Origin of the sequence: Pseudomonas sp. R45(2017), from assembly GCF_002112305.1 — a bacterium.
In the GTDB taxonomy this organism is placed as follows: Bacteria; Pseudomonadota; Gammaproteobacteria; order Pseudomonadales; family Pseudomonadaceae; genus Aquipseudomonas; species Aquipseudomonas paraglycinae.
Window position 1 is genome coordinate 471,163 of the sequence record NZ_NEHH01000001.1, and the last position, 24,169, is coordinate 495,331.

Sequence of the window (24,169 nt, forward strand, 5' to 3'; positions counted from 1 at the left end):
CACAGGAATTCAGACCCATGACCCAGGTTACCAATATCCCTTACGAAGCCCTCGAAGTGGGCCAGACCGCGAGCTACAGCAAGACTGTCGAGGAACGCGACATTCAGCTGTTCGCCGCGATGTCCGGCGACCACAACCCGGTGCACCTGGACGCCGAGTTCGCCGCCGCCAGCATGTTCAAGGAACGCATCGCCCACGGCATGTTCAGCGGCGCGCTGATCAGTGCGGCAGTGGCTTGCGAGCTGCCAGGACCGGGCACCATTTATATCGGCCAGCAGATGAGCTTCCAGAAGCCGGTGAAGATCGGCGACACCCTGACCGTACGCCTGGAAATCCTCGAGAAACTGCCGAAGTTCCGCGTGCGCATCGCCACTCGCGTATTCAACCAGCGCGATGAGCTGGTAGTAGATGGCGAGGCCGAAATTCTGGCGCCGCGCAAGCAGCAGACTGTTACCCTGCCGACGTTGCCGGCCATCAGCATCGGCTGATCGTCCTCGGTTAAATCCGGACACAAAAAAACGCCAGACCAGCTGGCGTTTTTTGTGGGCTTCGAACGCTTATGAGCGTGCGCGAGCCTGGTTACGCAGCGCCTTCACCTGATCGTGATTGCGTTGCACACCGTGGTACTGGCGTTCGACCAGATCACGAATGCCGACCAGGTTGTGCTTGTTGATCTTCTCGATCGCTTCACGATAAGCCTTCAGGGCGTGATCTTCACCGCGCTCGGCTTCGTTGAGCACCGCTTCTTCATCTTTGCCGGTGAACATCGCTTTGACGTCGACCCAGCGACGGTGCAAATCACCGCTGACACTGGTCGAGGTTTCCGGATCGCCACCCATCGAACGCACCGCGGCTTGCAGCTCGGCCGCAGCCGTTGCGCAATCGGCGGAGCGTTTCACGAACAGGGTTTTCAACTCTGGGTGCTTGATGTCTTCAGCGCAGGTCTTGAAGCCTTCCTGACCGTCCTTGCTGGTTTCGATCAGGTCGTTGAGGACGGAGATGGCTTCTTTATTCATGTCAGTCATTTTTCAATTCCTTGCGTGGGTGAAAGATGCAAGGAGTATTGCAGTGGTCATGCCAGCTTTTCGAAAAGAAATTAATCGTTATTTTTCAATAACTTATAAATAAAAGGAAAATCTGTATGCCTGTTATTTGCATGATCTGTCATTTGGCCTGCATGCAGAATGCCTGTATTTTCCGAAGTGTTTTCAAAGCCAGACGATTCCAACGATGAACCCTGAAAAGCTCGAACTGCTGATCACCCGCGAAATGCCCTTCGGCAAATACAAGGGCCGGATCATTGCCGACCTGCCGGGCCCCTACCTGAACTGGTTTGCCCGGGAAGGATTTCCCCATGGCGAACTGGGCGGGCTGTTGGCGTTGATGCAGGAAATCGATCACAACGGCCTGTCGGAACTGCTCGAACCGCTGCGCGCCAAACACGGCAAACCTGCCCCACGCCACTAAGGCGTCACCCTGATCCGAGTCGAGTCGACCATGCCCGATAACACCCGCCGTGCCCGAGACGAAGCCTTCTGGCAAACCTTCGCCGACCGTTACGACCGCCACCCCGGCCCCGTGAATCTGGAGAATGGCTACTTCGGGCGCATGTCGCGCACGGTGGTCGAGGAGTACCAGCGCAACATCGAGCTGATCAACAACAGCAACTCGATCTACGTGCGCCAGCGTTTCGAACAGCACGACAGCCTCGACATCCGCGCGCAACTGGCCGAGCTGATCGGCGTCCGCGCGCAAAGCGTGGCGTTCACCCACAACGCCACTGCCGGCCTGCAATCGCTGATCCGCAACTACAACCGTCTGCAGCCTGGCGACCAGGTGCTGATCTGCGATCTGGAGTACGACACGGTCAAGGGCGCCATGCGCTGGCTGGCAAAGCATCGCGGGGTCGAGGTGATCGAGATCGAGCACGCCCACCCCGCCACCTTCGACAGCCTGCTGGCGACTTACCGCGAAGCCTTCATCCGCTATCCGAAGCTCAAGCTGATGGCGCTGACCCACGTCACCCACCGCACCGGGCTGGTGATGCCGGTGCAGGCCATTGCCGCGCTGGCCAAGGAATACGGCGTCGACATCATCCTCGATGGCGCCCATGCCCTTGGTCAGATCGAGTTCGACCTGGAAGCGCTCGGCATCGCCTTCGCCGGGTACAACCTGCACAAGTGGATCGGCTCGCCGCTGACCCTCGGCTTTATCTACATCGCTCCACAGCGCCTGGCCGACATCGATCCGGACATGGGCGAGATGCATTTTTCGGCTGGCGACATCCGTTCGCGCACGCCTTACAGCACGCCGAACATTCCGGCGCTGATGACCTTGCCACTGGTGTTCGAGGAACACCGCGCACTGGGTGGCGCGGCCGCCAAAGGCGCGCGGGTGAATTACCTGCGCAACCTGTGGGTGAGCGCCGTGCGTAACCTACCGGGCATCGAAGTCACGACCCCGGACGATCCGCGACTGTATTGCGGCATCACCTCGATGCGTTTTACCCGGCATGCCGACCAGCAGGCGATGGTCGAACGCCTGCTCAACGACTACAACCTGTTCACTGTCGTGCGCAACGGCGCAGCCTGCGGGCCGTGCATCCGTGTCACGCCGTCGCTGACCACCACGGCGGCGGAGATTCAGTCGCTGATTCAGGCGCTGAACGAACTGCGTTAAACCGTGTACTTGTCGAAGTCCTCGGGCTTGATCTGCGACGACACCGCAAAGGTGTCGATGCCGATCGTGAGGTGGCCGAAGTAACCGTCCTCGTGTGAATCGCGGCTGATCGGCCACACCGTCAGGGTCGACTCTTCACCGCCCATGTTGGCGTAATAGGCATCGTCGGTGTTGCACACCGGCAGCGAGCTGCGCCCGCGATAGGCCTTGGCATTGAGCACGCCACGGGACACCATCTCCGGAAAATAAAGCTGCCCGACCCAGGCCACGTTGCGCTCCTCGAGGTACTCATTGCCGGCAACGATGCGTACCGCCACGTGAATGTGCAGCGCTCGCCCGGCATAGAAACCCGGATAGATCGTGGTGAAGCGCACCCTGCCCTTGTGGTCGCTGAACTGGCCGCCGCGCAGATAGGTGTCGTCGTCCGTTCGCGGGATCGCGCCAATGTCCTCGACGTCGACTTCCAGATCCGGGTTCACCCGACTCCAGCCGGAATACGCGCCGCGTGCGTTGCAGTGCCAGATATCCACCAGCGCACCGCTGACCGGCTCGGCGGTCATGGCATCGACGATGGTCAGGCGCAGCAACAGCGGCAGGCCTTCGGCGCCTTCACTGATGTTGCGGCGCAGCAGTTTGGGATTGCGGAAATACGGCCCGGCGACTTGCTCGGGGGCCAGTTGATAAACCGATGGAGCTGAAGGCTGGTTATCCATGACGCGTTCTCTCTTCCTTAAGATGAACGCAGGTTAACGCCACGCGCGCAGCCAGGTGCGGTAACTATGTATCTCAAGATAACGAAGTTTTTTACGGGCAAAAAAAAAACGGTGCACCGACCAAGCGCACCGTAAAGCCGTAGAACACACAACGAAGTGTCGGGTGAAGCGATCAGTCCAGCAGCGCCAAAGCCTCAGCGGTGCATTCCTGAATACGGGCCCAGTCGCCGTTCTTGATCCACTCAGGATCGAGCATCCAGCTACCGCCCACGCACATGACGTTTTTCAGCGCCATGTAGCTCTTGATGTTGGCAGGGCCGACGCCGCCGGTCGGGCAGAATTTCACTTCGCCGAACGGGCCGCCGAGTGCCTTGATTGCAGCCACGCCGCCGCTGACTTCCGCCGGGAACAGCTTGAAGCGGCGATAACCCAGGCCATAACCTTCCATGATGCCGGAGGCATTGCTGATGCCCGGCAGCAGCGGGATCGGGCTTTCGACGCTGGCTTCCAGCAGGTCACGGGTGATGCCCGGGGTGACGATGAACTGCGAACCGGCAGCTTCAGCCGCGGCCAGCATGTTTCGGTCAAGCACGGTGCCGGCACCGGTCACCAGCTCCGGGCGCTGTTCGCGCAGGATCTGGATCGCCTTGAGGCCGAACTGCGAACGCAGAGTCACTTCCAGCGCGGTCAGACCGCCGGCCGCCAGGGCGTCGGCCAGCGGCAGCACGTCCTGTTCGCGGGCGATGGTGATTACCGGCAGGATCCGCGCCTTGGCGCAGAGGCTGTCGATCAGGGCAACTTTGTCCGCCATGGAAACGGTCGGGGATGGGGTTTTCATAGCGGCTGTTCCTTGGCTCATGGGCACCAGTAAATCTCTAACGTAGGTTGCAGAAACGCGCGAACCGGCATGGCAGCGACGTCGTTGGATGCCAGTGCGGCATTCAGGGTGGTCAGTTTCGACTGACCGGAAATCGACAGAATCTTGTGCCTCGCCGACGCCAGCAGTGCGCGGCTCATGGTCAGGCGCTGACGCGGCACGCTTGGCGCGAGCATCGGCCAGCAGCGACGGGTGCCGTCGGCTTGCAGGGCTTCGGCCAGGTTCGGGCTGTCCGGGAACAGCGACGCGGTGTGACCGTCATCGCCCATGCCCAACACCAGCACGTCGATGGGCGGCAACTCGGCGAGCAAACGATCGGCCTGCTCCGCAGCCTGCTCGACGTTGGCCGCCGCGCTGTAGAGGCTGAGGAACTGCGCCTTGGCCGCCGGGCCCTTGAGCAGATACTGCTTGAGCAGACCGGCATTGCTGTCGGCATGTTCGACCGGTACCCAGCGCTCGTCAGCCAGGGTCACGACGACCTCCGACCAGTCCAGTTCCTGCTTGGCCAGGTGCTGGAAAAACGCCACCGGGCTACGACCGCCGGACACCACCAACACGGCGTTGCCACGTGCCGCCAGCGCTTCGCTCAATTGCTTGGCGACATTCAGCGCCAGGCCTTCGGCGAGCAGCACCGGGCTCTTGAATTCGCGGGCATTCACGCCCTCGGGCAATTTCACATCAGATATCGCCATACCACGACCTCCCGTCCCGCGTGATCAAGGCAATGGAGCTCATCGGCCCCCACGACCCGGCCGCATACGGCTTGGGCGCGTCACCGGATTTTTTCCACCCGGCGATCAGCTGGTCACACCATTTCCACGCGGCTTCGATTTCATCTTTACGGACAAACAGGTTCTGATTGCCGTTCATCACTTCCAGCAACAACCGCTCGTAGGCATCGGGGATCCGAGCGCTGCGCCAGGTGTCGGAAAAATTCAGTTGCAGCGGGCCGCTGCGCAGTTGCATGCCCTTGTCCAGGCCTTGCTCTTTGGTCATCACGCGCAAGGAAATACCTTCGTCCGGTTGCAGGCGGATGATCAGTTTGTTGCTGATCTGCAGGCGCTGCTCGGGGGCGAAGATGTAGTGCGACGGTTCCTTGAAGTGGATGACGATCTGCGACAGTTTTTGCGGCATGCGCTTGCCGGTACGCAGGTAGAACGGCACGCCGGCCCAGCGCCAGTTGCGGATGTCGGCACGCAGGGCAACGAAGGTTTCGGTATCGCTCTGGGCGTTGGAATTCGGCTCTTCAAGGTAGCCCGGCACGGACTTGCCTTCGCTGTGCCCGGCGATGTACTGGCCGCGCACCACTTGCGTGGTCAGGCCTTCCGGACTGATCGGCGCCAGGGCTTTGAGCACTTTCACTTTTTCATCACGGATGCTGTCGGCGGACAGGTCGGCCGGCGGGTCCATGGCGATCAGGCAGAGCAGTTGCAGCAGGTGGTTCTGGATCATGTCCCGCAGCTGACCGGCCTTGTCGAAGTAACCCCAGCGGCCTTCGATGCCGACCTTCTCGGCCACGGTGATTTCCACGTGGGAGATGTAGTTCTGGTTCCACTGGGTTTCGAACAGGCTGTTGGCGAAACGCAGGGCGATCAGGTTCTGAACGGTTTCTTTGCCCAGGTAGTGGTCGATGCGGTAGGTGCGGTTCTCCGGGAAGAACTGCGCCACGGCGTCGTTGACCTTGCGCGAGGATTCCAGGTCGGAACCGATCGGCTTTTCCAGCACCACGCGGGTGTTTTCCGCCAGACCGACGTTCGCCAGGTTCTCGCAGATCGCGCCGTACACCGCCGCCGGGGTGGCGAAGTAGGCAATCATGCGTTGCGTGCTGCCGGCCAGTTCGGCCAGCGCCACATAATCTTCAGCCTTGAGGAAGTCGACGTGCAGGTAGGTCAGACGCGCCAGAAAGCGCTCGGCCACGGCCTCGTCCAGTTCCTTGCCCACGTAACGGCGCAACTCGGCGGCGATGAACGCCAGGTGCTGCTGCTCGGTGCCCGCCTCACGGGCCAGTGCGATAATGCGCGTGTCCTCGTGCAGCAGGCCGGCGCCATCAAGGTGATAAAGGGCAGGAAACAGCTTGCGCAGGGCCAGATCGCCCAAGGCGCCGAACAAGGCGAAGGTGCACGGTTCAACCGTAATCGAAGGCATGATGTTTGTTCTTTTATCAAGTTAAGCTACAAATACCTTTTTTCAAGGCATCACTCAAGGGAAAATGTAGTAATAACCACAACATTTTCGCAAAATACAGATTCCGAGTGGTGGTCGGTCGGAGCCATCAGTAGGATAGGCCACCGTCACGGGCCACATCAAAGGCCCAATTTGCATAGCCGCGCGCTTATCGGCGCCGGTGAATCTAGGAATTCTTATGGACCGCGTGCGAAATTTACTGGAACAGATCCAGAGTCGCCTTGAAGAGCTGAACAAGGCCGAACGCAAAGTCGCCGAAGTGATCCTGCTCAACCCACAGCAGGCCACCCGCTTCAGCATCGCCGCCCTCGCCCAGGCGGCGTCGGTCAGTGAACCGACGGTCAACCGTTTCTGCCGTTCGTTCGGCGTCAGCGGCTACCCCGAACTCAAGCTGCAACTGGCCCAGAGCCTGGCCAGCGGCGCGGCGTATGTCAGCCGCGCAGTAGAAGCCGACGACAACCCCGAGGCCTACACGCAGAAGATTTTCGGCAGTGCGATCGCGTCGTTGGACAGCGCTTGCCAGGCGCTGGACCCGAACCTGATCAGCCGCGCCGTCGACCTGTTGATCCAGGCCCGGCAGATCCACTTCTTCGGCCTCGGCGCTTCGGCGCCGGTGGCGCTGGATGCGCAGCACAAGTTCTTTCGCTTCAACCTGGCGGTGACCGCTCACGCCGATGTGCTGATGCAACGCATGATTGCTTCGGTGGCGCACACCGGCGAGCTGTTCGTGATCATTTCCTACACCGGCCGCACCCGCGAACTGGTGGAAGTGGCGCGCATCGCCCGGGAGAACGGCGCTTCGGTACTGGGCCTGACGGCAGAGAATTCGCCACTGGCCAAGGCCAGTACGCTGAGCCTGAATATTCCGCTGCCGGAAGACACTGACATCTACATGCCGATGACTTCGCGGATCATTCAGTTGACCGTGCTGGATGTGTTGGCGACGGGGATGACGCTGCGTCGCGGGGTGGATTTCCAGCCGCATCTGCGCAAGATCAAAGAGAGCTTGAATGCGAGCCGGTATCCGGTGGGTGACGAGTTCAACTGAAGATCAAAAGCCCCTCACCCTAACCCTCTCCCGGAGGGAGAGGGGACTGACCGAAGTGTCTTGCGCTATACATCGACTTGAAAGATTGGGTCGATTATGGATTCAAAGACATTCGTTCAATTCGGTGAATCTCTTGAATATCCCCCAATCGGTCCCCTCTCCCCCTGGGAGAGGGTTAGGGTGAGGGCAGCGGTCGAACTGACACACTCAAGCCCCAGCCCAAGCCTGCAAACTCAAATGCGCCTTCTCCCCCGGCGCCAGATGCAGGCTGTCAGTCCCGCCCGCCGCCGCTTCAACACAGACAAATTCCGAGATCTCATCCCAGCTCACGCCCAGCAACGGCCGCGCACCCGGATGCCACACCACCGTGTCCGCGCTGTCACCGGTATCGATGCACAATTCGCGCTGCCAGGCGTGATCCTTGAGCTGCAATTCGCCGTCGTGCTGAAACACTCGCTGACAGCCGCCATCAACCCGCAATTCGCCTTCCTGCTGGCAAACTTCACGGTTCAACTGGTCGTAACCCTGCGCCCCTTCGAGCCCAGACAGCGCTATCTCACTCACGTCGCCAATACGCCAGTAAGCGTGCAAAGCCTGGCTCAACTGGCACGGCATGTCGTCCTGATGCTCGGTGCTCAGGCGCAATTCCATGCGTTCACCCAGGTGCGCGTGCAGGTCCACCTGCCAGTCGCACAACTGCAATTGCCAATGCAGGCGCACGCCGTCATCGCTGGTGCTGCTGTCGAGCAGTTTCCAGTCCAGCAAGCGTGCCCAGCCATGGGACGGCCACGCGTTTTCGCTCGGGTGACGGCCATACCATGGCCAGCAAACCGGCACGCCGCCGCGAATCGCGCCGACATGCGGCCATTTCGCCGCGCACCATAACCACGGCTTTTGCCCGCGCGGCTGAAAATGCAGCAATTGCGCGCCCTGGCGACTGAACACCGCCTGACACAGCGGATGATCGATCACCAGCACATCGCGCATCTGATAGCGCTCCCAGGCGAACACCGGACGTTCGCGCAAGGATTTGAAGAAGCGTTGCAGCGGATGCTCATGCATGGGCCACGGTTCCAGATTCAACTTTCATGGGCTGCGACACCCCTGTCCAAAAAAAAGCGGACAGCCTTGGCTGTCCGCAAATATGCGCACATAGAGAGGAGCTTATCGCAGACGCGTCAGAACGTAGACTGAATTTTCAGGCCAGCGACCAAAGCGTTATCCACTTCATCCACACCGCCCGGATGAGTGATGTATTGCAGGTTCGGGCGTACGGTCAGCCAGTTGGTCACGTGGAAGCCGTAGTTGATCTCGTAGTTGTATTCGGTTTCACGAATCGGCGAGAACACCGGATTGTCGTAGTCCGAAACACCGTTGGCGACGTTGAGCAGTTCGGCGTTTTTCTTCACGTCATTGTTGACGTGAATACGTGCCGCACCGATACCGACGTCATCTTTCGGACGTGCGTCGAACGGGCCTTTGTACACAAACATCAAGGACTGGTAGTTGTCGATGAAGTTGGTGTCCTTGTCATGGAACGTGGCGTTGGCAGCGATGTTCAGACCACGGCTCTTGTCACCGTTGTGGCTGGTGAGTTGTTGCTGTGCAACGAACCAGTAACCGTGCTTGCTGCTGTGGGTGCGGTAGGCGTCACCAGTGGTCGCCGCGTCGAAACCGTTGACGTCTTCGCGAACGTCGTCGGCATCGGCCGTGCTCTTGTAGTAACCGACACGGTATTCGCCCGGCAGGCCGTTCGGGTTAGGCAACCAGACCAGCTCCACTGGCAACACGGTGCCTTTGGTGCCGCTGCCGCTCAACTTGAAGCCGTTGCCGTGTTCCAGTTGCGACGGGTTCTGGTTGTACGCACCAATCTGCGCGTAGAGCTCGTCGTTGATGTTGTATTTGACGCGAATGGCCGCCTGGCTGACCGGCCAGTTGTACCAGATGTTGGTCGCCCAGTTACCCACTTGCGAACCGCAGAACGCCAGGTTCTGGAACTCGCACGGGAAGGTGTTGAAGTCTTCGCCTTCGCCGAAGTAACCGGCCTTGATGTCGAGTTTGTTGTCGAAGAACTGATGTTTGATCCACAACTGGGTCAGACGCACCATGTGGCCACGACCGTAGACTTCCTGCGAGGAGCTCAGGGTGCCGGCACGCGGATCGCCAACGCGATCGTTGGAAATGTTGTAGCCGTTACGGTTGGTGAACTGGATCTTGGCCTGGGTGTTGTCCCAGCCCCACAGTTTTTGCAGATCCAGCGCCACGCCCAGACCGAACTGGTCGGCGTAACGCGCTGTCTTGTCGTCGTTGAAACCGCCGTGAAGGTTGCCGCCCACTTCACCGACGTAGTCCATCTTGATGTCGATACCCTGCTCGATCAGCTTGGTACGTTCGCCACCCCAGTCCCCGGTCATCCACTCCGAATCGGAGCTGAACGCGTCAGCCGCGTGGACGCTACCGGCCAGCATCATTGCCGCAACTGCTGACAACTGGCCGATTCGCTGAGCGTTGTTGTTCTTCTTCATCCCTACATCCTCGTTTTATTGTTATTAACTGTTCTTCTTATTTAACGCGGTTTACATCTGATGCGGCGCGCGACAGGCCACGCACCGCGTGCTCCCTGCAGGAACGGGCGAACCCGCTCCCGCATTGGTTGATCAGCGACCCTTGAACTGGGCCACGTTGGCGCTGTGCGATTCGGTTTTCGGCAGGCCTGCACCCCCCAGGCGCTCACCGGATTTGGCGTCGAACAGCAGCACTTTCGACGGATCGAATTGCAGGGTCAGGGTTTCGCCCACCTGCGGCGCCACGTCCGGCGCCAGACGGCAGCAGACCTTGGTGTCGTTGAGGTTGACGAACACCAGGGTGTCCGGACCGGTCGGCTCGGTGACCTGCACTTCAGCCTTGATGCTCGGCAGGCCATTGCCCTCGCCGTAGGCCAGAGCAATCTGCTCCGGGCGCAGGCCGAGGATCACTTCACGGTCTTCAAGACCGGCGTCCTGCATTGCCATCGGCAATTCGCAACGGGCCTGGCCGCTGTCGAGCAGCGCCACCAGACGGCCGTCCTTGCGTTGCAGACGCAGCGGGATGAAGTTCATCGGCGGCGAACCGATGAAGCTCGCGACGAACAGGTTGGCCGGGTCGTTGTAGATCTCTTTCGGCGTACCGAACTGCTGGATGATCCCGTCCTTCATCACCGCCACTTTGTCGCCCAGGGTCATCGCCTCGATCTGGTCGTGGGTCACGTAGACCGTGGTGGTTTTCAGGCGCTGGTGCATCAGTTTCATTTCGGTGCGCATCTCGACACGCAGCTTGGCGTCGAGGTTGGACAGCGGTTCGTCGAACAGATAGATCTTCGGCCGACGCGCCAGGGCACGGCCCATCGCCACGCGCTGTTGCTGGCCGCCGGAGAGCTGACCCGGCTTGCGATTGAGCAGGTGCTCGATCTGCAGCAGCTTGGCCACGCGGGCAACTTCTTCGTCGATCGCCGACTGGCTCATCTTGCGGATCTTCAGACCGAACTCGATGTTCTCGCGCACGCTCATGGTCGGATACAGCGCGTAGGACTGGAACACCATGGCGATGTCGCGATCTTTCGGGCTCATGCCGCTGACATCCTGGTCACCGATCATGATCGCGCCGCCGGTGATGGTTTCCAGGCCGGCGATGCAGTTCATCAGGGTCGACTTGCCGCAGCCCGAGGGCCCGACGAGGATCAGGAACTCACCGTCCTTGATCGACAGTTCGATGTTCTTCAGGGTGTCCGGCAGGCCGGTACCGTAGGTCTTGTTTACATTGCGAAGTTCGAGCGTAGCCATGATTACCCCTTGACTGCGCCGGCCGTCAGCCCGCGCACGAAATACTTGCCTGCGACCACATAGACCAGCAGGGTCGGCAGCCCGGCGATCATCGCCGCCGCCATATCCACGTTGTATTCCTTGGCCCCGGTGCTGGTGTTGACCAGGTTGTTCAGCGCCACCGTGATCGGTTGCGAATCACCGCTGGAGAACACCACGCCGAACAGGAAGTCGTTCCAGATCTGGGTGAACTGCCAGATCAGGCAGACCATGATGATCGGAGTGGACATCGGCAGGATGATCTGGCGGAAGATCGTGAAGAACCCCGCGCCATCGAGACGCGCGGCCTTGATCAGCGCATCCGGAATGCTCACGTAGTAGTTACGGAAGAACAGCGTGGTGAACGCCAGACCGTAGACCACATGGATGAACACCAGGCCGGTAGTGGTGCTCGCCAGGCCCATCTTGCCGAGGGTGAACGACGCCGGCAGCAGCACGGTCTGGAACGGCAGGAAGCAGCCGAACAACAGCAGGCCGAAGAACAGCTGCGAACCGCGGAAGCGCCAGAACGACAGCACATAACCGTTCAACGCACCGATGGCGGTGGAGATGATCACGGCCGGAACGGTGATCTTGATCGAGTTCCAGAAGTAGCCGTCAACGGTGGCCCAGGCTTTCACCCAGCCGATGCCGCTGACCACGGTCGGCCAGCTCAGCAGGTTGCCGGTGGAGATGTCTTCCGGGGTCTTGAAGCTGGTCAGCAGCATGACCACCAGCGGTACCAGATACAGCAGGACCGCAAGGATCAGCACCGCGTAGATCGCGATGCGACTCAGGCTGATGGCCGGTTTGGAGGCGAGACTAGTCATGACGCTTGGTCCTCAGCTCGGAGTACAGGTAAGGCACGATGATCGCGAGGATCGCACCGAGCATCAGGATTGCACTGGCCGAGCCCATGCCCATCTGTCCACGGCTGAAGGTGAACGAGTACATGAACATCGCCGGCAAATCGGAGGAATAACCCGGGCCGCCGGCCGTCATGGCCGCCACCAGGTCGAAGCTCTTGATCGCGATGTGCGCCAGGATCATCACCGCACTGAAGAACACCGGACGCAGGCTTGGCAGCACAACCTTCCAGTAGATGCGCGGCATGCTCGCGCCGTCGATCTGGGCGGCACGAATGATCGATTGATCGACGCCACGCAGACCGGCGAGGAACATCGCCATGATGAAGCCCGAAGCCTGCCAGACCGCCGCGATCACCAGGCAATACACCACGCGATCCGGGTCGATCAGCCAGTCGAGACGGAAGCCTTCCCAGCCCCAGTCCCGCAGCAATTTGTCCAGGCCCATGCCCGGGTTGAGCAGCCATTTCCACGCAGTACCGGTGACGATCATCGAGAGCGCCATCGGGTACAGGTAAATGGTGCGGATAAAGCCTTCGCGACGGATTTTCTGGTCGAGGAAAATCGCCAGTGTCACGCCGATTACGAGGGTGATGCCGATGAACATGCCGCCGAACACGGCCAGGTTCTTGCTCGCCACCCACCAACGGTCGTTGTCGAACAGACGCTCGTATTGCGCCAGGCCTGCCCACTTGTAGTTCGGCAGGAAGGTCGACGTGGTGAACGACAGGACAAACGTCCAGAGGATATAGCCATAGAAGCCCACCAGAACGATGAACATGCTCGGCGCCAGCACCAGTTTCGGTAGCCAGCGCTGCAATGCGTCGAACGGCGAGGCCTTGCTGAACACAGCAACAGAACTCATGGGAAGATCCAATAAAAAAAGAGAAGAGCAGCTACGAGTTGAGAGCTGCAAGACCAGCAGAGCAGCGCTCTTGTCTCGCAGCTTGTAGCTCGCAGCTCGTCGCTACCGCTTACTTGGCAGCCTTGATGGCAGTGCCGAGTTTTTTGGCAGCGTCGGCCGGGTCGGCTTTCGGGTCGTTGATGTAGTTGGTCACGACATCAAAGAACGCACCCTGCACGGCCAGCGTGGTCGCCATGTTGTGCGCCATGCTCGGTTGCAGGCCGCCGTTCTTGGCGTCTGCCAGGAAGTCCTTGGCAGCGGTCTGGGCGCAGGAGTCGAAACCGTACTTGCCCATGTCGGCGAGCATGTCGTTACGCACCGGGATCGAGCCCTTGTTGATGCTGAAGACTTTCTGGAAGTTTTCACCCAGCACGACTTTGGCGATGTCCTGCTGACCGGCCGCGGTGCCCGCGTCCTTCTGCTTGAACACGGCCAGCGAGTCGATGTTGTAGGTGAACGCCTTGTCGGTGCCCGGGAACGCTACGCACTCGTAGTCCTTGCCGGCGACTTTCTTGGCGGCGGTCCATTCGGACTTGGCCCAGTCACCCATGATCTGCATGCCGGCCTTGCCGTTGATGACCTTGGCCGCTTCCAGGTTCCAGTCCTGGCCTTTGCCGTCCTGGTCCATGTAGGTCGCGACTTTCTTCAGCTCGGTCAGGGCCTTGACCATTTCCGGGCCGGTCAGGGCAGCGTTGTCCAGGTCGACCAGGGCTTTCTTGTAACCATCAACGCCCATCACCGACAGCACGACCGCTTCGAACACGGTGCTGTCCTGCCATGGCTGGCCGCCGTGAGCCAGCGGGATGAAGCCCGCCGCTTTCAGCTTGTCGCCGGCGGCGTAGAATTCTTCGAGGGTGGTCGGGGCTTTTTCGATACCGGCTTTCTTGAAGACTTCCGGGTTGATCCACAGCCAGTTCACGCGGTGAATGTTCACCGGTACGGCCACGTAATCACCTTCGAACTTCACGGTGTCGGAGACTTTCTTGTCGAGCAGGCTGTCCCACTTCTCGGACTTGGAAACGTCTTTCAGGACGTCAGTGTCGAGCAGACCGGTCGACGCCCATTCCTGGATGTCCGGGCCTTTGATCTGGGCAACGCCTGGCGGGTTGCCGGCTACCGCGCGGCTTTTCAGCACGGTCATGGCAGTCGCACCGCCACCACCGGCGACAGCGCCGTCTTTCCAGGTGAAACCGTCTTTCTCGACTTGTGCCTTGAGCACATCGACGGCAGCTTTTTCGCCACCGGACGTCCACCAATGCACGACTTCCACCGAACCTTTGGATTCGGCAGCGGAAACACTCAGGGGCAGCACAGCGAGCGGGAACAGGGAGGCGACAGAAATGACAGTAGCGAGGCGAGAAATCGCATTCATCTGAGATGTACCTTTCTTGTTGTTATGCATGCAAGTCTGGTGCTTGCGCTGCACACGAGTTTAAACAGAGCGTTTCCCCTCGCAGGTAACGAAGGGACGCGCGAATGTCACCACATGGTTACACAGGAACGCTTCGGGAAAGCTGTGCCAGAGCACTGGCCATGCTCGGCGCCAGCGGCAGACGCGGAATCAGCACGGCCTGCCAGGCGTGGTACAGATCCGGTTTGCCCGCCCAGATATCGGCACTTGGGCGGTTCTGCGGATCGAGTTCGTGGTGCCAGCTGCCGTCGCAGCGGTCGATGAAATGCGTTTCGCAAAATTCCCAGAACAGGCGATACCAGGTTTCGTACTGCGCATCGCCGGTGCGTTTGAGCAAGGCACTGGCGGCAGCGCTGGCTTCGGCGTGAGTCCAGTGCAGGCGATGACGCACTACCGCTTTGTTGTTCCAGTCGAGGGTGTAGACGATGCCCGGCGCGCCATCGACGTCCCAGCCATGACGGCAGTTGTTCTCGAACAGCTTTTGCGCGTCAGTGGCCAGCCAGCCGGGCGTGAGCATGCCGGCCTGAACCCGCGCGGCTTCGAGGTGCAGCAACAGCCGCGCCCACTCGAAACCGTGGCCCGGCGTGGTGCCGTAGGGACGGAAACCGTCGGCGGGATTGTCATGGTTGTATTCACGCAGCGGCTGCCAGTCGCGGTCGAAATGCTCGATCACCAGGTAATCGTTGGCGGCAGCGTGACCGTGAATCACCCGCTCGACGATGCGTTGCGCACGCACCAGCCAGCGCGGGTCTTCGGTGACATCGGCCAGCGCAAGGAAGGCTTCGGTGGCGTGCATGTTGCTGTTGGCACCGCGGTAGGCTTCTTCTTCGCGCCAGTCGCGATTGAAGAATTCGCGCATGGCGCCCTCTTCTTCGCTCCAGAAATAGGTGTCGATGATGTCGACGGCGTCATCCAGCAATGCCTGCGCACCGGGGCGTTGCGCGACCACCGCGGAACTGGCCGCCAGCGCGACGAAAGCATGCAGATAAGCGTTCTTGCCGGTGTTGCCGTCACGGTGCTCGGCGACAGCGAACCAACCGCCGTGCAGCGCATCGCGCAACGGGCCGCGCAGGGCCGCAATGCCGTGATCGATCAGCTCGGCGAATCCCGGCAGCCCCTGAATGTGGGCCATGGCGAAGCTGTGGGTCATGCGTGCGGTGTTCATGGTTTCGGCTTGCGCGCCGACCTGGAGCTGGCCGCGCTCATCGAGATTGCCAAAGCCTTCGGGCAACCGTGAAGCCTTGGCAAATGCCAGCAGGCGCAGGCCTTCATCGGCGAGCCATTGCTGGTGGGCAGGGGCGTTCAGCCAACTGCTGAAGCCCGGATTGAAGTGATCCATGGGTGGCCTTTTTTGTTGTTATGACTGCGGGCAGTCTAAACAACGAGCCGGGAGGGGCTTGTAACGAAGGGGGCGGGTTTTGTCACCGATCGGTGACAAAAGAGCAACCCTCACCCCAGCCCTCTCCCGGAGGGAGAGGGAGCTGACCGAGGTGTCTGGCGTCATACATCGACCTGAAAAACCGAGTCGATTATGGATTCGGTAAAGCAGGATCAAGTCGATGCATCTTTAAAGCATCCCCCGATCGGTCCCCTCTCCCTCCGGGAGAGGGTTAGGGTGAGGGCAAGCTTTTGACTTAATCCGCCGAACGCGGCAATTGCAGGGTCACGCGCAATCCACCCTCACGCAGATTCTGCAACGTCACCTCACCGCCATGGCTATGGGCAATGTTGCGGGCGATCCCCAAACCGAGACCGTAACCCTGCTGCTGCCCCGCCAACCGGAAGTGCGGCTCAAACACCTGCTCCAACCGCTGCTCCGGCACCCCCGGACCTTCATCATCGACATGCAGCACGAATGCGCTTTCGTCGTCATCGATGTGCAAGTGCGCGTTCTGGCCGTACTTCAACGCGTTGTCGATCAGGTTGCCGATGCAGCGCTTGAGCGCCAATGGCTTGCCCGGATAAGCCGCCAACGCCCGTCCCTGCTGGGTCACGCGACCGTTGCCGTTGGGCGCCAGATACGGTTCCACCAGACAGTCGAGCACATGGTTCAGGTCCACCGGCTCGATGTTTTCGTGAATGTCGGTGTCCTTCACGCATTGCAGCGCGCCTTTGACCAGCAGCTCCAATTCATCTAGATCGCGGCCGAACTTGGTTTGCAGTGTTTCGTCTTCCAGCAGTTCGACCCGCAGTCGCAGACGGGTGATCGGCGTGCGCAGGTCATGGGAAATCGCGCTGAACAACTGGCTGCGCTCGGTCAGGTAACGGCTGATGCGCTCGCGCATGGTGTTGAAGGCGCGGCCCACTTCGACCACTTCACTGCCGCCGCCCTCGGCCACCGGCTCGACGTCGGCGCCCAGCGACAAATCCCGCGCGGCCCGTGCCAGACGCTTGAGCGGCCGGCTCTGCCAGTGCACCAGCAGGCCGATGAACAGCAACAGAAATCCACTGGTGAAGACGATGAACCACACCTGCTGAGTCGGCAGGCCCTGTTCTTCAAGACTGGTGTAGGGTTCGGGCAGCAGTGAGGCGATGTACAGCCATTCACCCGGCGCCAACTGAATCTGGGTCACCAGCACCGGCGGATTCACCGGTTCCAGCGTCAACGCGTAATGCGCCCACGAACGTGGCAACTCATCGAGTTTCAACCCGGCGTTGAAGATCCGCAGGTCATCAGGGCTGACGAAGGTCACCAGAATGTCGGTGTCCTGGCCCAGCGACTGACGCAGCACTTCATCCACCGCTTTCAACACCGCTGCCTTGCGCGGTGTCACCGGCAGTACTTCCATGCCCAGCGGCTTGTCGTTCAGCGTCACCACAAAACGCGTGCCGCCCATACTGCGCAACTGATCGAGCACCAGCGGCCGATAGGCCACCGGCAACGAGCGGAAGTAACTGACACTGGCGGTCATCGAATGGGCGAGGCTGCGAGCGCTGGTGACCAGGCCTTCGAGCTGGGTCGCGCGCAATTGGGACACCCAGATCACGCTGGACAGGGTCTGGGCGAACAACACCGCGAGCAACGTCAGCAGCAACATCCGGCCGAGCAACGAACGCGGCATCGGCACTTTGCGCGCGGTGGTGCGCAGGAACTCAGTGACCATTGCCGGCAACCACATTGGCTGCCAGCTGGTAGCCGCTGCCACGCACGGTGCGGATCAGCCGTGGCGGTTTTTCGGTGTCGCGCAGACGCTGGCGCAAACGGCTGACGGCCATGTCGACGATGCGATCGAGGGGCATCAGGTCGCGGCCACGGGTGGCGTTGCCGATGGTGTCGCGGTCGAGGATTTGCTGAGGGTGATCGAGGAACAGTTTCAGCAGGGCGAAGTCGGCGCCGGAAAGAATCACTTCCTCGCCGTCGGTGTGGAACAGCCGATGGCTGACCATGTCCAGTCGCCACTCATCGAACGCCAGCACTTCACTGCCGCCGCGTTCCTGACCGAATTGGGCGCGACGCAGCAGGGCCTTGATCCGGGCTTGCAGTTCGCGGGGGCTGAAAGGTTTGCCGAGGTAGTCGTCGGCGCCTAGCTCCAGACCGATGACACGATCGGCTTCGTCGGAACTGGCGGTAAGCATGATGATCGGCACCTGGGCCTGACGCGGATGCTGGCGCACCCAGCGGCACAGGCTGAAGCCGTCTTCATCGGGCAGCATCACATCGAGGATCACCAGATCGCTCGGCGCTTCGTTCAACGCCTGACGAAAACCGGCGCCATCCGCCGTGGCCCGAACCTGAAAACCCGCGCGGGTCAGGTAGGTTTCCAGCAACTCGCGTATCTCCTGGTCGTCATCGACCAACAAAATCGACTTGTTGACTGAGCTCACTTCGAAGGCATCCTTGTTGTTGGAATTGGGCGGATTATGCCTGATGTGTCGAGGGTTCCCACGCTCGGCGTGGGAATGATCATTTACCGGATTGTTCGAGCGCCACTCCTGCACCGACGAGCCCGGAATACGGCGCCGTCACCAGCCACACCGGAATCCCCTTGAAGTAATCGCTCATGCAGCCCTTGTCGGCGAAGCTGCGGGCGAAACCGCTTTCGAGGAAGAAGTCGGCAAAGCGCGGAATCACGCCACCCACGATGTACACCCCACCACGGCCGCCGGTGGTCAGCACGTTATTGCCGGCCACGCGACCGAGCCAGCAGCAGAATTGCTCCAGTACTTCCAGGGCAATCGGGTCGCCTGCAAGTCCCGCCGCAGTGATGGCCTCCGGCGTATCGAGTTTCGGTTCATGACCATCCACCGCGCAGATCGCCCGGTACACCCGAGGCAAGCCGCCGCCGCTCAACGCGGTTTCCGCGCTGACGTGGCCGATTTCGTTGTGGATGTGCTGCCAGAGCTGGGTTTCACGCAGACTGCTCAGCGGCAGATCGACGTGACCGCCCTCTCCCGGCAACGCGGCAAATCGACCTTCACCGAGATCGAGCAACGTGCCGACGCCCAGGCCAGTGCCCGGACCGATCACCACTGCCGGACGCAACGGCTCCGGCGTGCCTTCGCAAACCACGCGGAATTCGCCGGGCTGCAAACGGGTCATGCCCAGCGCCATCGCCGAGAAATCGTTGATCAGCAACAACTGATCGACCTGCAAGGTCTGGCAGAACGCCTTGCGACTCAGGCGCCAGTGGTTGTTGGTGAACTTGAACTCATCGCCGCTCACCGGCCCCGCCACCGACAGGCACACCGAGCCGATAGCGCCCGGCGCCAGACCGAGCCCGCTGAGGTAGAGGCTGATCGCCTCTTCCGGGCTGGCATGGTCGGCCGTGGCCAGCACCTGAACCGATTCGAGCTGCTGATCTTTCCACAACGCGAACCGCGCGTTGGTGCCTCCGATGTCACCGACCAAAGCCAGTTTCAATTAAGCGTCTCCAGGGCAGAAGTGAAGGCGCTGGCGCCCTGCTCCGCCGAGCTGAAGGCCAAACGCATGAAGCCAAACAGTTCGCGACCGCTGCCGATGTTGTTGCCCAACAGGCCTTTGGCGGGTTCGCGCGCTGCGAATTCGGCGGCGTCCACCTTGAGTTCCAAAGTGCCTTTGACGCCATCGACGCGGATGATATCGCCCTCTTGCACCCGCGCCAAAGCGCCGCCGACATAAGCTTCGGGGCTGACATGAATGGCCGCCGGAATTTTCCCGGATGCGCCGGACATACGTCCGTCAGTTACCAGCGCAACCTTGAAGCCGCGATCCTGCAGCACGCCGAGGAACGGCGTCATCTTGTGCAGCTCAGGCATGCCGTTGGAACGCGGACCCTGGAAGCGCATCACCGCGACAAAATCCTTCTCCAGCAGACCGGCCTTGAAAGCGTCGGCCAGATCCTGCTGATCCTGGAACACCATGGCCGGCGCTTCGACGATCTGGTTTTCCAGCGCCACGGCGGACACCTTCATCACGCCACGACCGAGGTTGCCTTCCATCACGCGCAAGCCGCCCTCTGCCGAGAACGCACGGGCCACCGGGCGCAGGATGTTTTCGTCGAGGCTGTCGGTCGGGCCTTCGCGCCACACCAGCTTGCCGTTATCGAGGAACGGCTCCTTGGTGTACTGGCTCAGGCCGTGGCCAAGCACCGTGTTGACGTCTTCGTGCAGCAGGCCGGCTTCGAGCAGTTCGCGAATCAGGAACGACATGCCGCCCGCCGCCTGGAAGTGGTTGATGTCGGCCTTGCCGTTCGGATAGACGTGGCTCAGGGTCGGCACGACTTCGGAGAGGTCGGCCATGTCCTGCCAGGTCAGTTGAATGCCCGCCGCCATGGCGATGGCCGGCATGTGCAGGGTGTGGTTGGTCGAACCGCCGGTGGCGTGCAGCGCGACGATCGAGTTGACCAGCGCCTTCTCGTCGACAATTTCGCCGATCGGCATGAAGTTGCCGTTCTGTTTGGTCAGGCGGGTGACCTGATGCGCGGCTTCGCGGGTCAGGGCCTCACGCAGCGGCGTGTTCGGGTTGACGAACGATGCGCCCGGCAAGTGCAGGCCCATCACTTCCATCAGCAACTGGTTGGTGTTGGCGGTGCCGTAGAAGGTGCAGGTGCCCGGGCTGTGGTAGGACTTCATCTCCGATTCCAGCAGCTCTTCGCGGGTTGCCTTGCCTTCGGCGTACTTCTGCCGCACGTCGGCTTTTTCCTTGTTGGAAATCCCCGAGACCATCGGCCCGCCCGGGACGAAAATCGTCGGCAAGTGACCGAAACGCAGAGAGCCCATCATCAGGCCCGGCACGATCTTGTCGCAGATGCCGAGCATCAGCGCGCCGTCGAACATGTTGTGGGACAGCGCCACCGCCGTCGACATCGCGATCACTTCGCGGCTCGGCAGGCTCAGCTCCATGCCCGGCTCGCCCTGGGTCACGCCGTCGCACATGGCAGGCGTGCCGCCGGCGAACTGGCCGACCGAGCCGATTTCGCGCAAGGCGTTCTTGATCTGTTCCGGGAAGACTTCGTACGGCTGGTGCGCCGAAAGCATGTCGTTATATGACGAAACAATTGCGATGTTCGCCGAGTTCATCATCCGCAGGCTGTGCTTGTCTTCGCTGCCACACCCGGCCACGCCATGGGCGAAGTTGGCGCATTGCAGTTTGCCGCGCATCGGCCCGTCAGTTGCAGCGCCGCGAATCAGCGCAAGGTAAGCCTGACGCGTGGCGCGGCTGCGGGCGATAAGCCGTTCGGTGACCTCAAGAACGCGGGGATGCATGTGTAGAACTCCAGGCTAACGGATGTGGCGACCTGATTGTCTATGCTGATCAAAAGCCCGTTCGCGTGGGATGACGAACGGTTTTCTTGATCATTCGGACCAGTTGATTCAGGTCACTCGTTGTAGATAAAACAAAATATTGCCACTAAAAAGGCTTGTTTTCTATTTTTATGCGAATAATCTTGTAATTCCAACAACAAAACGACGGCGGCGCTGTTCAATGACTCTTCGAATCGCAATCAATGGTTTTGGCCGCATCGGCCGTAATGTCCTGCGCGCACTGTATACCCAAGGCTATCGTCAGGATTTGCAGATCGTCGCCATCAACGATCTGGGCGACAGCGCGATCAATGCGCATCTGCTCAAATACGACACCGTTCATGGCACATTCGACGCCGAAGTGGCTCATGACAACGAGAGCCTGACCGTCAACGGCGACCGCATTTCGGTCAGCGCCATCCGCAATCCGGCCGACCTGCCATGGGCCGCGGAAAAGATTGATGTGGTGTTCGAATGCACCGGTCTGTTCACCGACCGGGCCAAAGCCGCCGCGCATATTACCGCCGGCGCACGCAAAGTGATTATCTCAGCCCCGGCCAAAGGCGCCGATGCCACCGTCGTTTACGGTGTGAACCACGACATTCTGCGCCAGTCGCACCAGATCATTTCCAACGCGTCGTGCACCACCAACTGCCTGGCCCCCGTGGCTCAGGTGCTGCACCGCGAACTGGGCATCGAAAGCGGTCTGATGACCACCATCCACGCCTACACCAACGACCAGAACCTGACCGACGTCTACCACACCGACCCGTACCGCGCGCGCTCCGCCACCCAGAACATGATCCCGAGCAAGACCGGCGCCGCCGAAGCCGTGGGCCTGGTGCTGCCGGAACTGGCGGGCAAGCTGACCGGCATGGCCGTGCGTGTGCCGGTGATCAATGTGTCGCTGGTGGACCTGACCGTGCAGTTGAAGCGCGAAGCCTCGGCCGATGAAGTCAATGCACTGATGAAAGCGGCGAGCCAGCATTCGAAGATCCTCGGCTACAACACCCTGCCGCTGGTATCGAGCGACTTCAACCACAACCCGCTGTCGTCGATCTTCGACGCCAACCACACCAAAGCCAGCGGCAAACTTCTGAAAGTACTGGCCTGGTACGACAACGAGTGGGGCTTCTCCAACCGTATGCTCGATAACTGCCTGGCCCTGTGCAACGCGGAATAAAACCGCTGGCGCCGTTTTGAGGGCGGGCAAAAGCTTTACCCACCTTTGACAAATCAACACTTGACCACTCGGGCGGATGATAAGCATTATCATTCGCTCGAAATGGATCAGGTCTTCCCGTGAGTCAATCACACTTCAACCACGTCTTCCTCGCCCAGCGCACCTCGCTGCTGCGGACGCTGGAACGGATGGTCAACAACCACAGCACCGCCGAAGACCTGTTGCAGGAAACCTACCTGCGCGTCACCCGGGCGCTGAGCGAACGGGCCATCGATCACCTTGAACCCTTTGTCTTCCAGACCGCGCGCAACCTGGCACTGGATCATTTGCGTGCGCGCAAGATTCATTCGCGCACCATGGTCGATGACGTGCCGCAGGACGTGGTGCACAGCGTCGCCGCCCCCGCCAGCAGCGCCGAAGACGCCGCCCACGCCGAACAATTGCTGGAGCGCCTGAACGTGAGCCTCGGTGAACTCAGCCCCCGCCAACAGCAAATCTTCATCCTCAGCCGCCTGCACGGGCACAGCTATCAGGAAATCGCCGAAGAACTGAGCGTATCCCTCAGCACGGTGCAGAAAGAACTCAAACTGATCATGACCATCTGCATCGGTGTCGCCGAGCGCCTGAACGGCGACTGATCTGCAAGCCTTGTCGGTATTCGACAGGATCGACTGCACTGATCATCGGGCTTTGTTACCCTTGCCCGACTTTTACGCTTCACTAAAAAAACAGCCGTGCACAGACACTGCCGAGGAACCACCGTGACGGACACCCACCGCTCCCCTTCGCCTTCATCGGCGCAGGACGCCGCCAGCGCAATGGACCAGGCTCTGGACTGGCTCATCGTGCTCGGCAGTCCGGACGAGGAGCAGACCCGGCAATTCCATGCCTGGCTGGCGGCCGATCCGTTGAATGCCGAGGCGTTCGCCAAGGCTCAGGCAATCTGGGACGGCCCGCAGATCGCTCAGTGCGCGCAAAACCTCGCGGCCAAACCGAAGAAAGTTACCGTCCTCACTCGCCTGCGTCCGCACTGGAAACCGCTGGCCACCGCCGCCGTTCTGCTGCTCGGGCTGTTCAGTTTCAGCAACCTGCCGATGCGTCTGCAGGCCGATCACCTGACCGTAGTCGGCGAGCGTCAGCGCCTGCAGCTTGAGGACGGCTCGAAAGTCCTGCTCAACACCAATTCCGCGTTCTCCAGCACGATCAACGATCAGCAGCGAGTCGCGCGGCTGTATCAGGGCGAAGCGTTTTTCGAGATCCCGGCCAGCCGCAGCCAGCCGCTGGAAATCGACGCCGGGCCGGTGAAAGCCAGCGTGCGCGACACCGCATTCGCCGTGCGTTATCTGGACGGCGTGGCGCAGGTGCGGGTGCAGCGTGGCGATGTCGATCTGCGGGCGACCCGTGACGATGCGCGGGTGCGGCTGTCTGCCGGTGAGAGCATTCGCATCGGCCCGAACGGTTTCGACCGCCCGGCCAAGGTCGACGCCGCCACCGATCTGGCCTGGGTGCAGGGTCGGCTGATCTTCGAGAACTGCCCGCTGAACCAGGTGCTGGCCGAACTGCGCCGTTACTACCCGGGCTTCATCATCAACACCAACGAGCAGTTGGCCGACGTCGCCGTCACCGGCAATTACCGTCTCGACCAGCCGCTGGACGTGGTGCGTTCGCTCGCTCATATCACCTCGGCCAAGCTTCGGGAATTCCCGGCGCTGGTGATCTTGAACTAAATGAGAATTATTTTTACT

General features: G+C 60.8%; 23 protein-coding genes. 7 read left to right on the forward strand and 16 right to left on the reverse strand.

The window, feature by feature from the left end; all coding sequences use genetic code 11:
* Positions 1 to 17 precede the first annotated feature (17 nt).
* Entirely contained in the window at positions 18 to 488 is a 471-nt protein-coding gene (locus tag CAF74_RS02265; protein WP_003227420.1) for a MaoC family dehydratase, read from the forward strand.
* Between the two features lie 69 nt (positions 489 to 557).
* Here CAF74_RS02265 and CAF74_RS02270 read toward each other — a convergent pair whose 3' ends face one another.
* Positions 558 to 1,025, reverse strand: a complete 468-nt coding sequence (locus CAF74_RS02270) for a PA2169 family four-helix-bundle protein (RefSeq protein ID WP_007951153.1) — start codon at positions 1,023 to 1,025, stop codon at positions 558 to 560.
* Between the two features lie 205 nt (positions 1,026 to 1,230).
* Between CAF74_RS02270 and CAF74_RS02275 the strand changes: the two genes are divergently transcribed.
* Together CAF74_RS02275 and CAF74_RS02280 are read left to right on the forward strand one after the other, a co-directional pair.
* The gene (locus CAF74_RS02275) at positions 1,231 to 1,467 is read left to right on the forward strand and encodes a DUF3820 family protein (protein WP_003213031.1); all 237 of its coding nucleotides are present in this window, start codon (positions 1,231 to 1,233) and stop codon (positions 1,465 to 1,467) included.
* A 30-nt stretch (positions 1,468 to 1,497) separates the two neighbouring features.
* Positions 1,498 to 2,679, forward strand: a complete 1,182-nt coding sequence (locus tag CAF74_RS02280) for an aminotransferase class V-fold PLP-dependent enzyme (RefSeq protein ID WP_085745179.1) — start codon at positions 1,498 to 1,500, stop codon at positions 2,677 to 2,679.
* Here CAF74_RS02280 and CAF74_RS02285 read toward each other — a convergent pair.
* The 4 genes from CAF74_RS02285 to zwf all read right to left on the reverse strand — a co-directional run bounded on the left by CAF74_RS02285 (position 2,676) and on the right by zwf (position 6,414).
* Positions 2,676 to 3,392: an intradiol ring-cleavage dioxygenase gene (locus tag CAF74_RS02285; RefSeq protein ID WP_085745180.1), complete on the reverse strand. Its 717-nt coding sequence runs from the start codon at positions 3,390 to 3,392 to the stop codon at positions 2,676 to 2,678. The genes CAF74_RS02280 and CAF74_RS02285 overlap by 4 nt on opposite strands.
* A 172-nt stretch (positions 3,393 to 3,564) precedes the next feature.
* Entirely contained in the window at positions 3,565 to 4,230 is a 666-nt protein-coding gene (locus CAF74_RS02290; RefSeq protein ID WP_064383724.1) for a bifunctional 4-hydroxy-2-oxoglutarate aldolase/2-dehydro-3-deoxy-phosphogluconate aldolase, read from the reverse strand.
* Between the two features lie 17 nt (positions 4,231 to 4,247).
* Positions 4,248 to 4,961 carry a 6-phosphogluconolactonase gene (pgl, locus tag CAF74_RS02295; RefSeq protein WP_085745181.1) on the reverse strand — a complete coding sequence of 238 codons (714 nt, stop codon included), beginning with the start codon at positions 4,959 to 4,961 and terminating at the stop codon, positions 4,248 to 4,250.
* Positions 4,948 to 6,414, reverse strand: coding sequence for a glucose-6-phosphate dehydrogenase (zwf, locus tag CAF74_RS02300; RefSeq protein ID WP_011335604.1), 1,467 nt, complete (start codon positions 6,412 to 6,414; stop codon positions 4,948 to 4,950). Before zwf ends, pgl begins: the two co-directional genes overlap by 14 nt.
* Before the next feature lie 226 nt (positions 6,415 to 6,640).
* Here zwf and CAF74_RS02305 point away from each other — a divergent pair, with 226 nt between their 5' ends.
* Complete coding sequence (locus CAF74_RS02305) at positions 6,641 to 7,501, forward strand: MurR/RpiR family transcriptional regulator (RefSeq protein WP_169842436.1); 861 nt, start codon at positions 6,641 to 6,643, stop codon at positions 7,499 to 7,501.
* Between the two features lie 207 nt (positions 7,502 to 7,708).
* Here the strand turns inward: CAF74_RS02305 and CAF74_RS02310 are convergent, their stop codons facing one another.
* From CAF74_RS02310 to edd, 11 genes are all read right to left on the reverse strand, one after another.
* Positions 7,709 to 8,563: a D-hexose-6-phosphate mutarotase gene (locus tag CAF74_RS02310; RefSeq protein WP_064383726.1), complete on the reverse strand. Its 855-nt coding sequence runs from the start codon at positions 8,561 to 8,563 to the stop codon at positions 7,709 to 7,711.
* A 116-nt stretch (positions 8,564 to 8,679) separates the two neighbouring features.
* Positions 8,680 to 10,026, reverse strand: a complete 1,347-nt coding sequence (locus CAF74_RS02315) for a carbohydrate porin (protein ID WP_085745182.1) — start codon at positions 10,024 to 10,026, stop codon at positions 8,680 to 8,682.
* Between the two features lie 132 nt (positions 10,027 to 10,158).
* Entirely contained in the window at positions 10,159 to 11,319 is a 1,161-nt protein-coding gene (locus CAF74_RS02320) for a sn-glycerol-3-phosphate ABC transporter ATP-binding protein UgpC (protein ID WP_085745183.1), read from the reverse strand.
* Between the two features lie 2 nt (positions 11,320 to 11,321).
* Positions 11,322 to 12,167, reverse strand: a complete 846-nt coding sequence (locus tag CAF74_RS02325) for a carbohydrate ABC transporter permease (RefSeq protein WP_007951164.1) — start codon at positions 12,165 to 12,167, stop codon at positions 11,322 to 11,324.
* Complete coding sequence (locus CAF74_RS02330) at positions 12,160 to 13,068, reverse strand: carbohydrate ABC transporter permease (RefSeq protein WP_007951166.1); 909 nt, start codon at positions 13,066 to 13,068, stop codon at positions 12,160 to 12,162. Before CAF74_RS02330 ends, CAF74_RS02325 begins: the two co-directional genes overlap by 8 nt.
* A 109-nt stretch (positions 13,069 to 13,177) precedes the next feature.
* Complete coding sequence (locus tag CAF74_RS02335; RefSeq protein ID WP_007951167.1) at positions 13,178 to 14,479, reverse strand: ABC transporter substrate-binding protein; 1,302 nt, start codon at positions 14,477 to 14,479, stop codon at positions 13,178 to 13,180.
* A gap of 118 nt (positions 14,480 to 14,597) precedes the next feature.
* Positions 14,598 to 15,857 (reverse strand): AGE family epimerase/isomerase, encoded by a 1,260-nt coding sequence (locus CAF74_RS02340; protein WP_085745184.1) that lies wholly within the window; start codon positions 15,855 to 15,857, stop codon positions 14,598 to 14,600.
* Positions 15,858 to 16,152: 295 nt separating this feature from the next.
* Complete coding sequence (locus CAF74_RS02345; RefSeq protein WP_162803872.1) at positions 16,153 to 17,580, reverse strand: ATP-binding protein; 1,428 nt, start codon at positions 17,578 to 17,580, stop codon at positions 16,153 to 16,155.
* A gap of 31 nt (positions 17,581 to 17,611) precedes the next feature.
* Positions 17,612 to 18,343 (reverse strand): response regulator, encoded by a 732-nt coding sequence (locus CAF74_RS02350; protein ID WP_007951171.1) that lies wholly within the window; start codon positions 18,341 to 18,343, stop codon positions 17,612 to 17,614.
* A gap of 79 nt (positions 18,344 to 18,422) precedes the next feature.
* A complete protein-coding gene (locus CAF74_RS02355; protein ID WP_085745186.1) occupies positions 18,423 to 19,379 on the reverse strand; it encodes a glucokinase in 957 nt (318 codons plus the stop codon).
* Positions 19,376 to 21,202, reverse strand: a complete 1,827-nt coding sequence (gene edd / locus CAF74_RS02360) for a phosphogluconate dehydratase (protein WP_085745187.1) — start codon at positions 21,200 to 21,202, stop codon at positions 19,376 to 19,378. Before edd ends, CAF74_RS02355 begins: the two co-directional genes overlap by 4 nt.
* Positions 21,203 to 21,422: 220 nt before the next feature.
* Between edd and gap the strand changes: the two genes are divergently transcribed.
* The 3 genes from gap (at position 21,423) to CAF74_RS02375 (ending at position 24,151) form a co-directional block, all read left to right on the forward strand.
* Positions 21,423 to 22,424 carry a type I glyceraldehyde-3-phosphate dehydrogenase gene (gene gap / locus CAF74_RS02365; RefSeq protein WP_085689348.1) on the forward strand — a complete coding sequence of 334 codons (1,002 nt, stop codon included), beginning with the start codon at positions 21,423 to 21,425 and terminating at the stop codon, positions 22,422 to 22,424.
* Positions 22,425 to 22,543: 119 nt separating this feature from the next.
* Positions 22,544 to 23,062 carry an RNA polymerase sigma factor gene (locus CAF74_RS02370; RefSeq protein ID WP_007951175.1) on the forward strand — a complete coding sequence of 173 codons (519 nt, stop codon included), beginning with the start codon at positions 22,544 to 22,546 and terminating at the stop codon, positions 23,060 to 23,062.
* Positions 23,063 to 23,185: 123 nt separating this feature from the next.
* Positions 23,186 to 24,151 (forward strand): FecR domain-containing protein, encoded by a 966-nt coding sequence (locus tag CAF74_RS02375; RefSeq protein ID WP_085745188.1) that lies wholly within the window; start codon positions 23,186 to 23,188, stop codon positions 24,149 to 24,151.
* Positions 24,152 to 24,169: the final 18 nt, after the last annotated feature.

Bases quoted from the DNA above. Each gene is read 5' to 3' on its own strand.
- CAF74_RS02310 (WP_064383726.1), bottom strand. From the start codon at position 8,563: ATGCATGAGCATCCGCTGCAACGCTTCTTCAAATCCTTGCGCGAACGT.
- CAF74_RS02335 (WP_007951167.1), bottom strand. From the start codon at position 14,479: ATGAATGCGATTTCTCGCCTCGCTACTGTCATTTCTGTCGCCTCCCTG.
- CAF74_RS02290 (WP_064383724.1), bottom strand. From the start codon at position 4,230: ATGAAAACCCCATCCCCGACCGTTTCCATGGCGGACAAAGTTGCCCTG.
- CAF74_RS02320 (WP_085745183.1), bottom strand. From the start codon at position 11,319: ATGGCTACGCTCGAACTTCGCAATGTAAACAAGACCTACGGTACCGGC.
- CAF74_RS02315 (WP_085745182.1), bottom strand. From the start codon at position 10,026: ATGAAGAAGAACAACAACGCTCAGCGAATCGGCCAGTTGTCAGCAGTT.
- edd (WP_085745187.1), bottom strand. From the start codon at position 21,202: ATGCATCCCCGCGTTCTTGAGGTCACCGAACGGCTTATCGCCCGCAGC.
- CAF74_RS02325 (WP_007951164.1), bottom strand. From the start codon at position 12,167: ATGACTAGTCTCGCCTCCAAACCGGCCATCAGCCTGAGTCGCATCGCG.
- CAF74_RS02275 (WP_003213031.1), top strand. From the start codon at position 1,231: ATGAACCCTGAAAAGCTCGAACTGCTGATCACCCGCGAAATGCCCTTC.
- pgl (WP_085745181.1), bottom strand. From the start codon at position 4,961: ATGGCGATATCTGATGTGAAATTGCCCGAGGGCGTGAATGCCCGCGAA.
- CAF74_RS02265 (WP_003227420.1), top strand. From the start codon at position 18: ATGACCCAGGTTACCAATATCCCTTACGAAGCCCTCGAAGTGGGCCAG.
- CAF74_RS02285 (WP_085745180.1), bottom strand. From the start codon at position 3,392: ATGGATAACCAGCCTTCAGCTCCATCGGTTTATCAACTGGCCCCCGAG.
- CAF74_RS02280 (WP_085745179.1), top strand. From the start codon at position 1,498: ATGCCCGATAACACCCGCCGTGCCCGAGACGAAGCCTTCTGGCAAACC.
- CAF74_RS02330 (WP_007951166.1), bottom strand. From the start codon at position 13,068: ATGAGTTCTGTTGCTGTGTTCAGCAAGGCCTCGCCGTTCGACGCATTG.
- gap (WP_085689348.1), top strand. From the start codon at position 21,423: ATGACTCTTCGAATCGCAATCAATGGTTTTGGCCGCATCGGCCGTAAT.
- zwf (WP_011335604.1), bottom strand. From the start codon at position 6,414: ATGCCTTCGATTACGGTTGAACCGTGCACCTTCGCCTTGTTCGGCGCC.
- CAF74_RS02345 (WP_162803872.1), bottom strand. From the start codon at position 17,580: ATGCCGCGTTCGTTGCTCGGCCGGATGTTGCTGCTGACGTTGCTCGCG.
- CAF74_RS02270 (WP_007951153.1), bottom strand. From the start codon at position 1,025: ATGACTGACATGAATAAAGAAGCCATCTCCGTCCTCAACGACCTGATC.
- CAF74_RS02340 (WP_085745184.1), bottom strand. From the start codon at position 15,857: ATGGATCACTTCAATCCGGGCTTCAGCAGTTGGCTGAACGCCCCTGCC.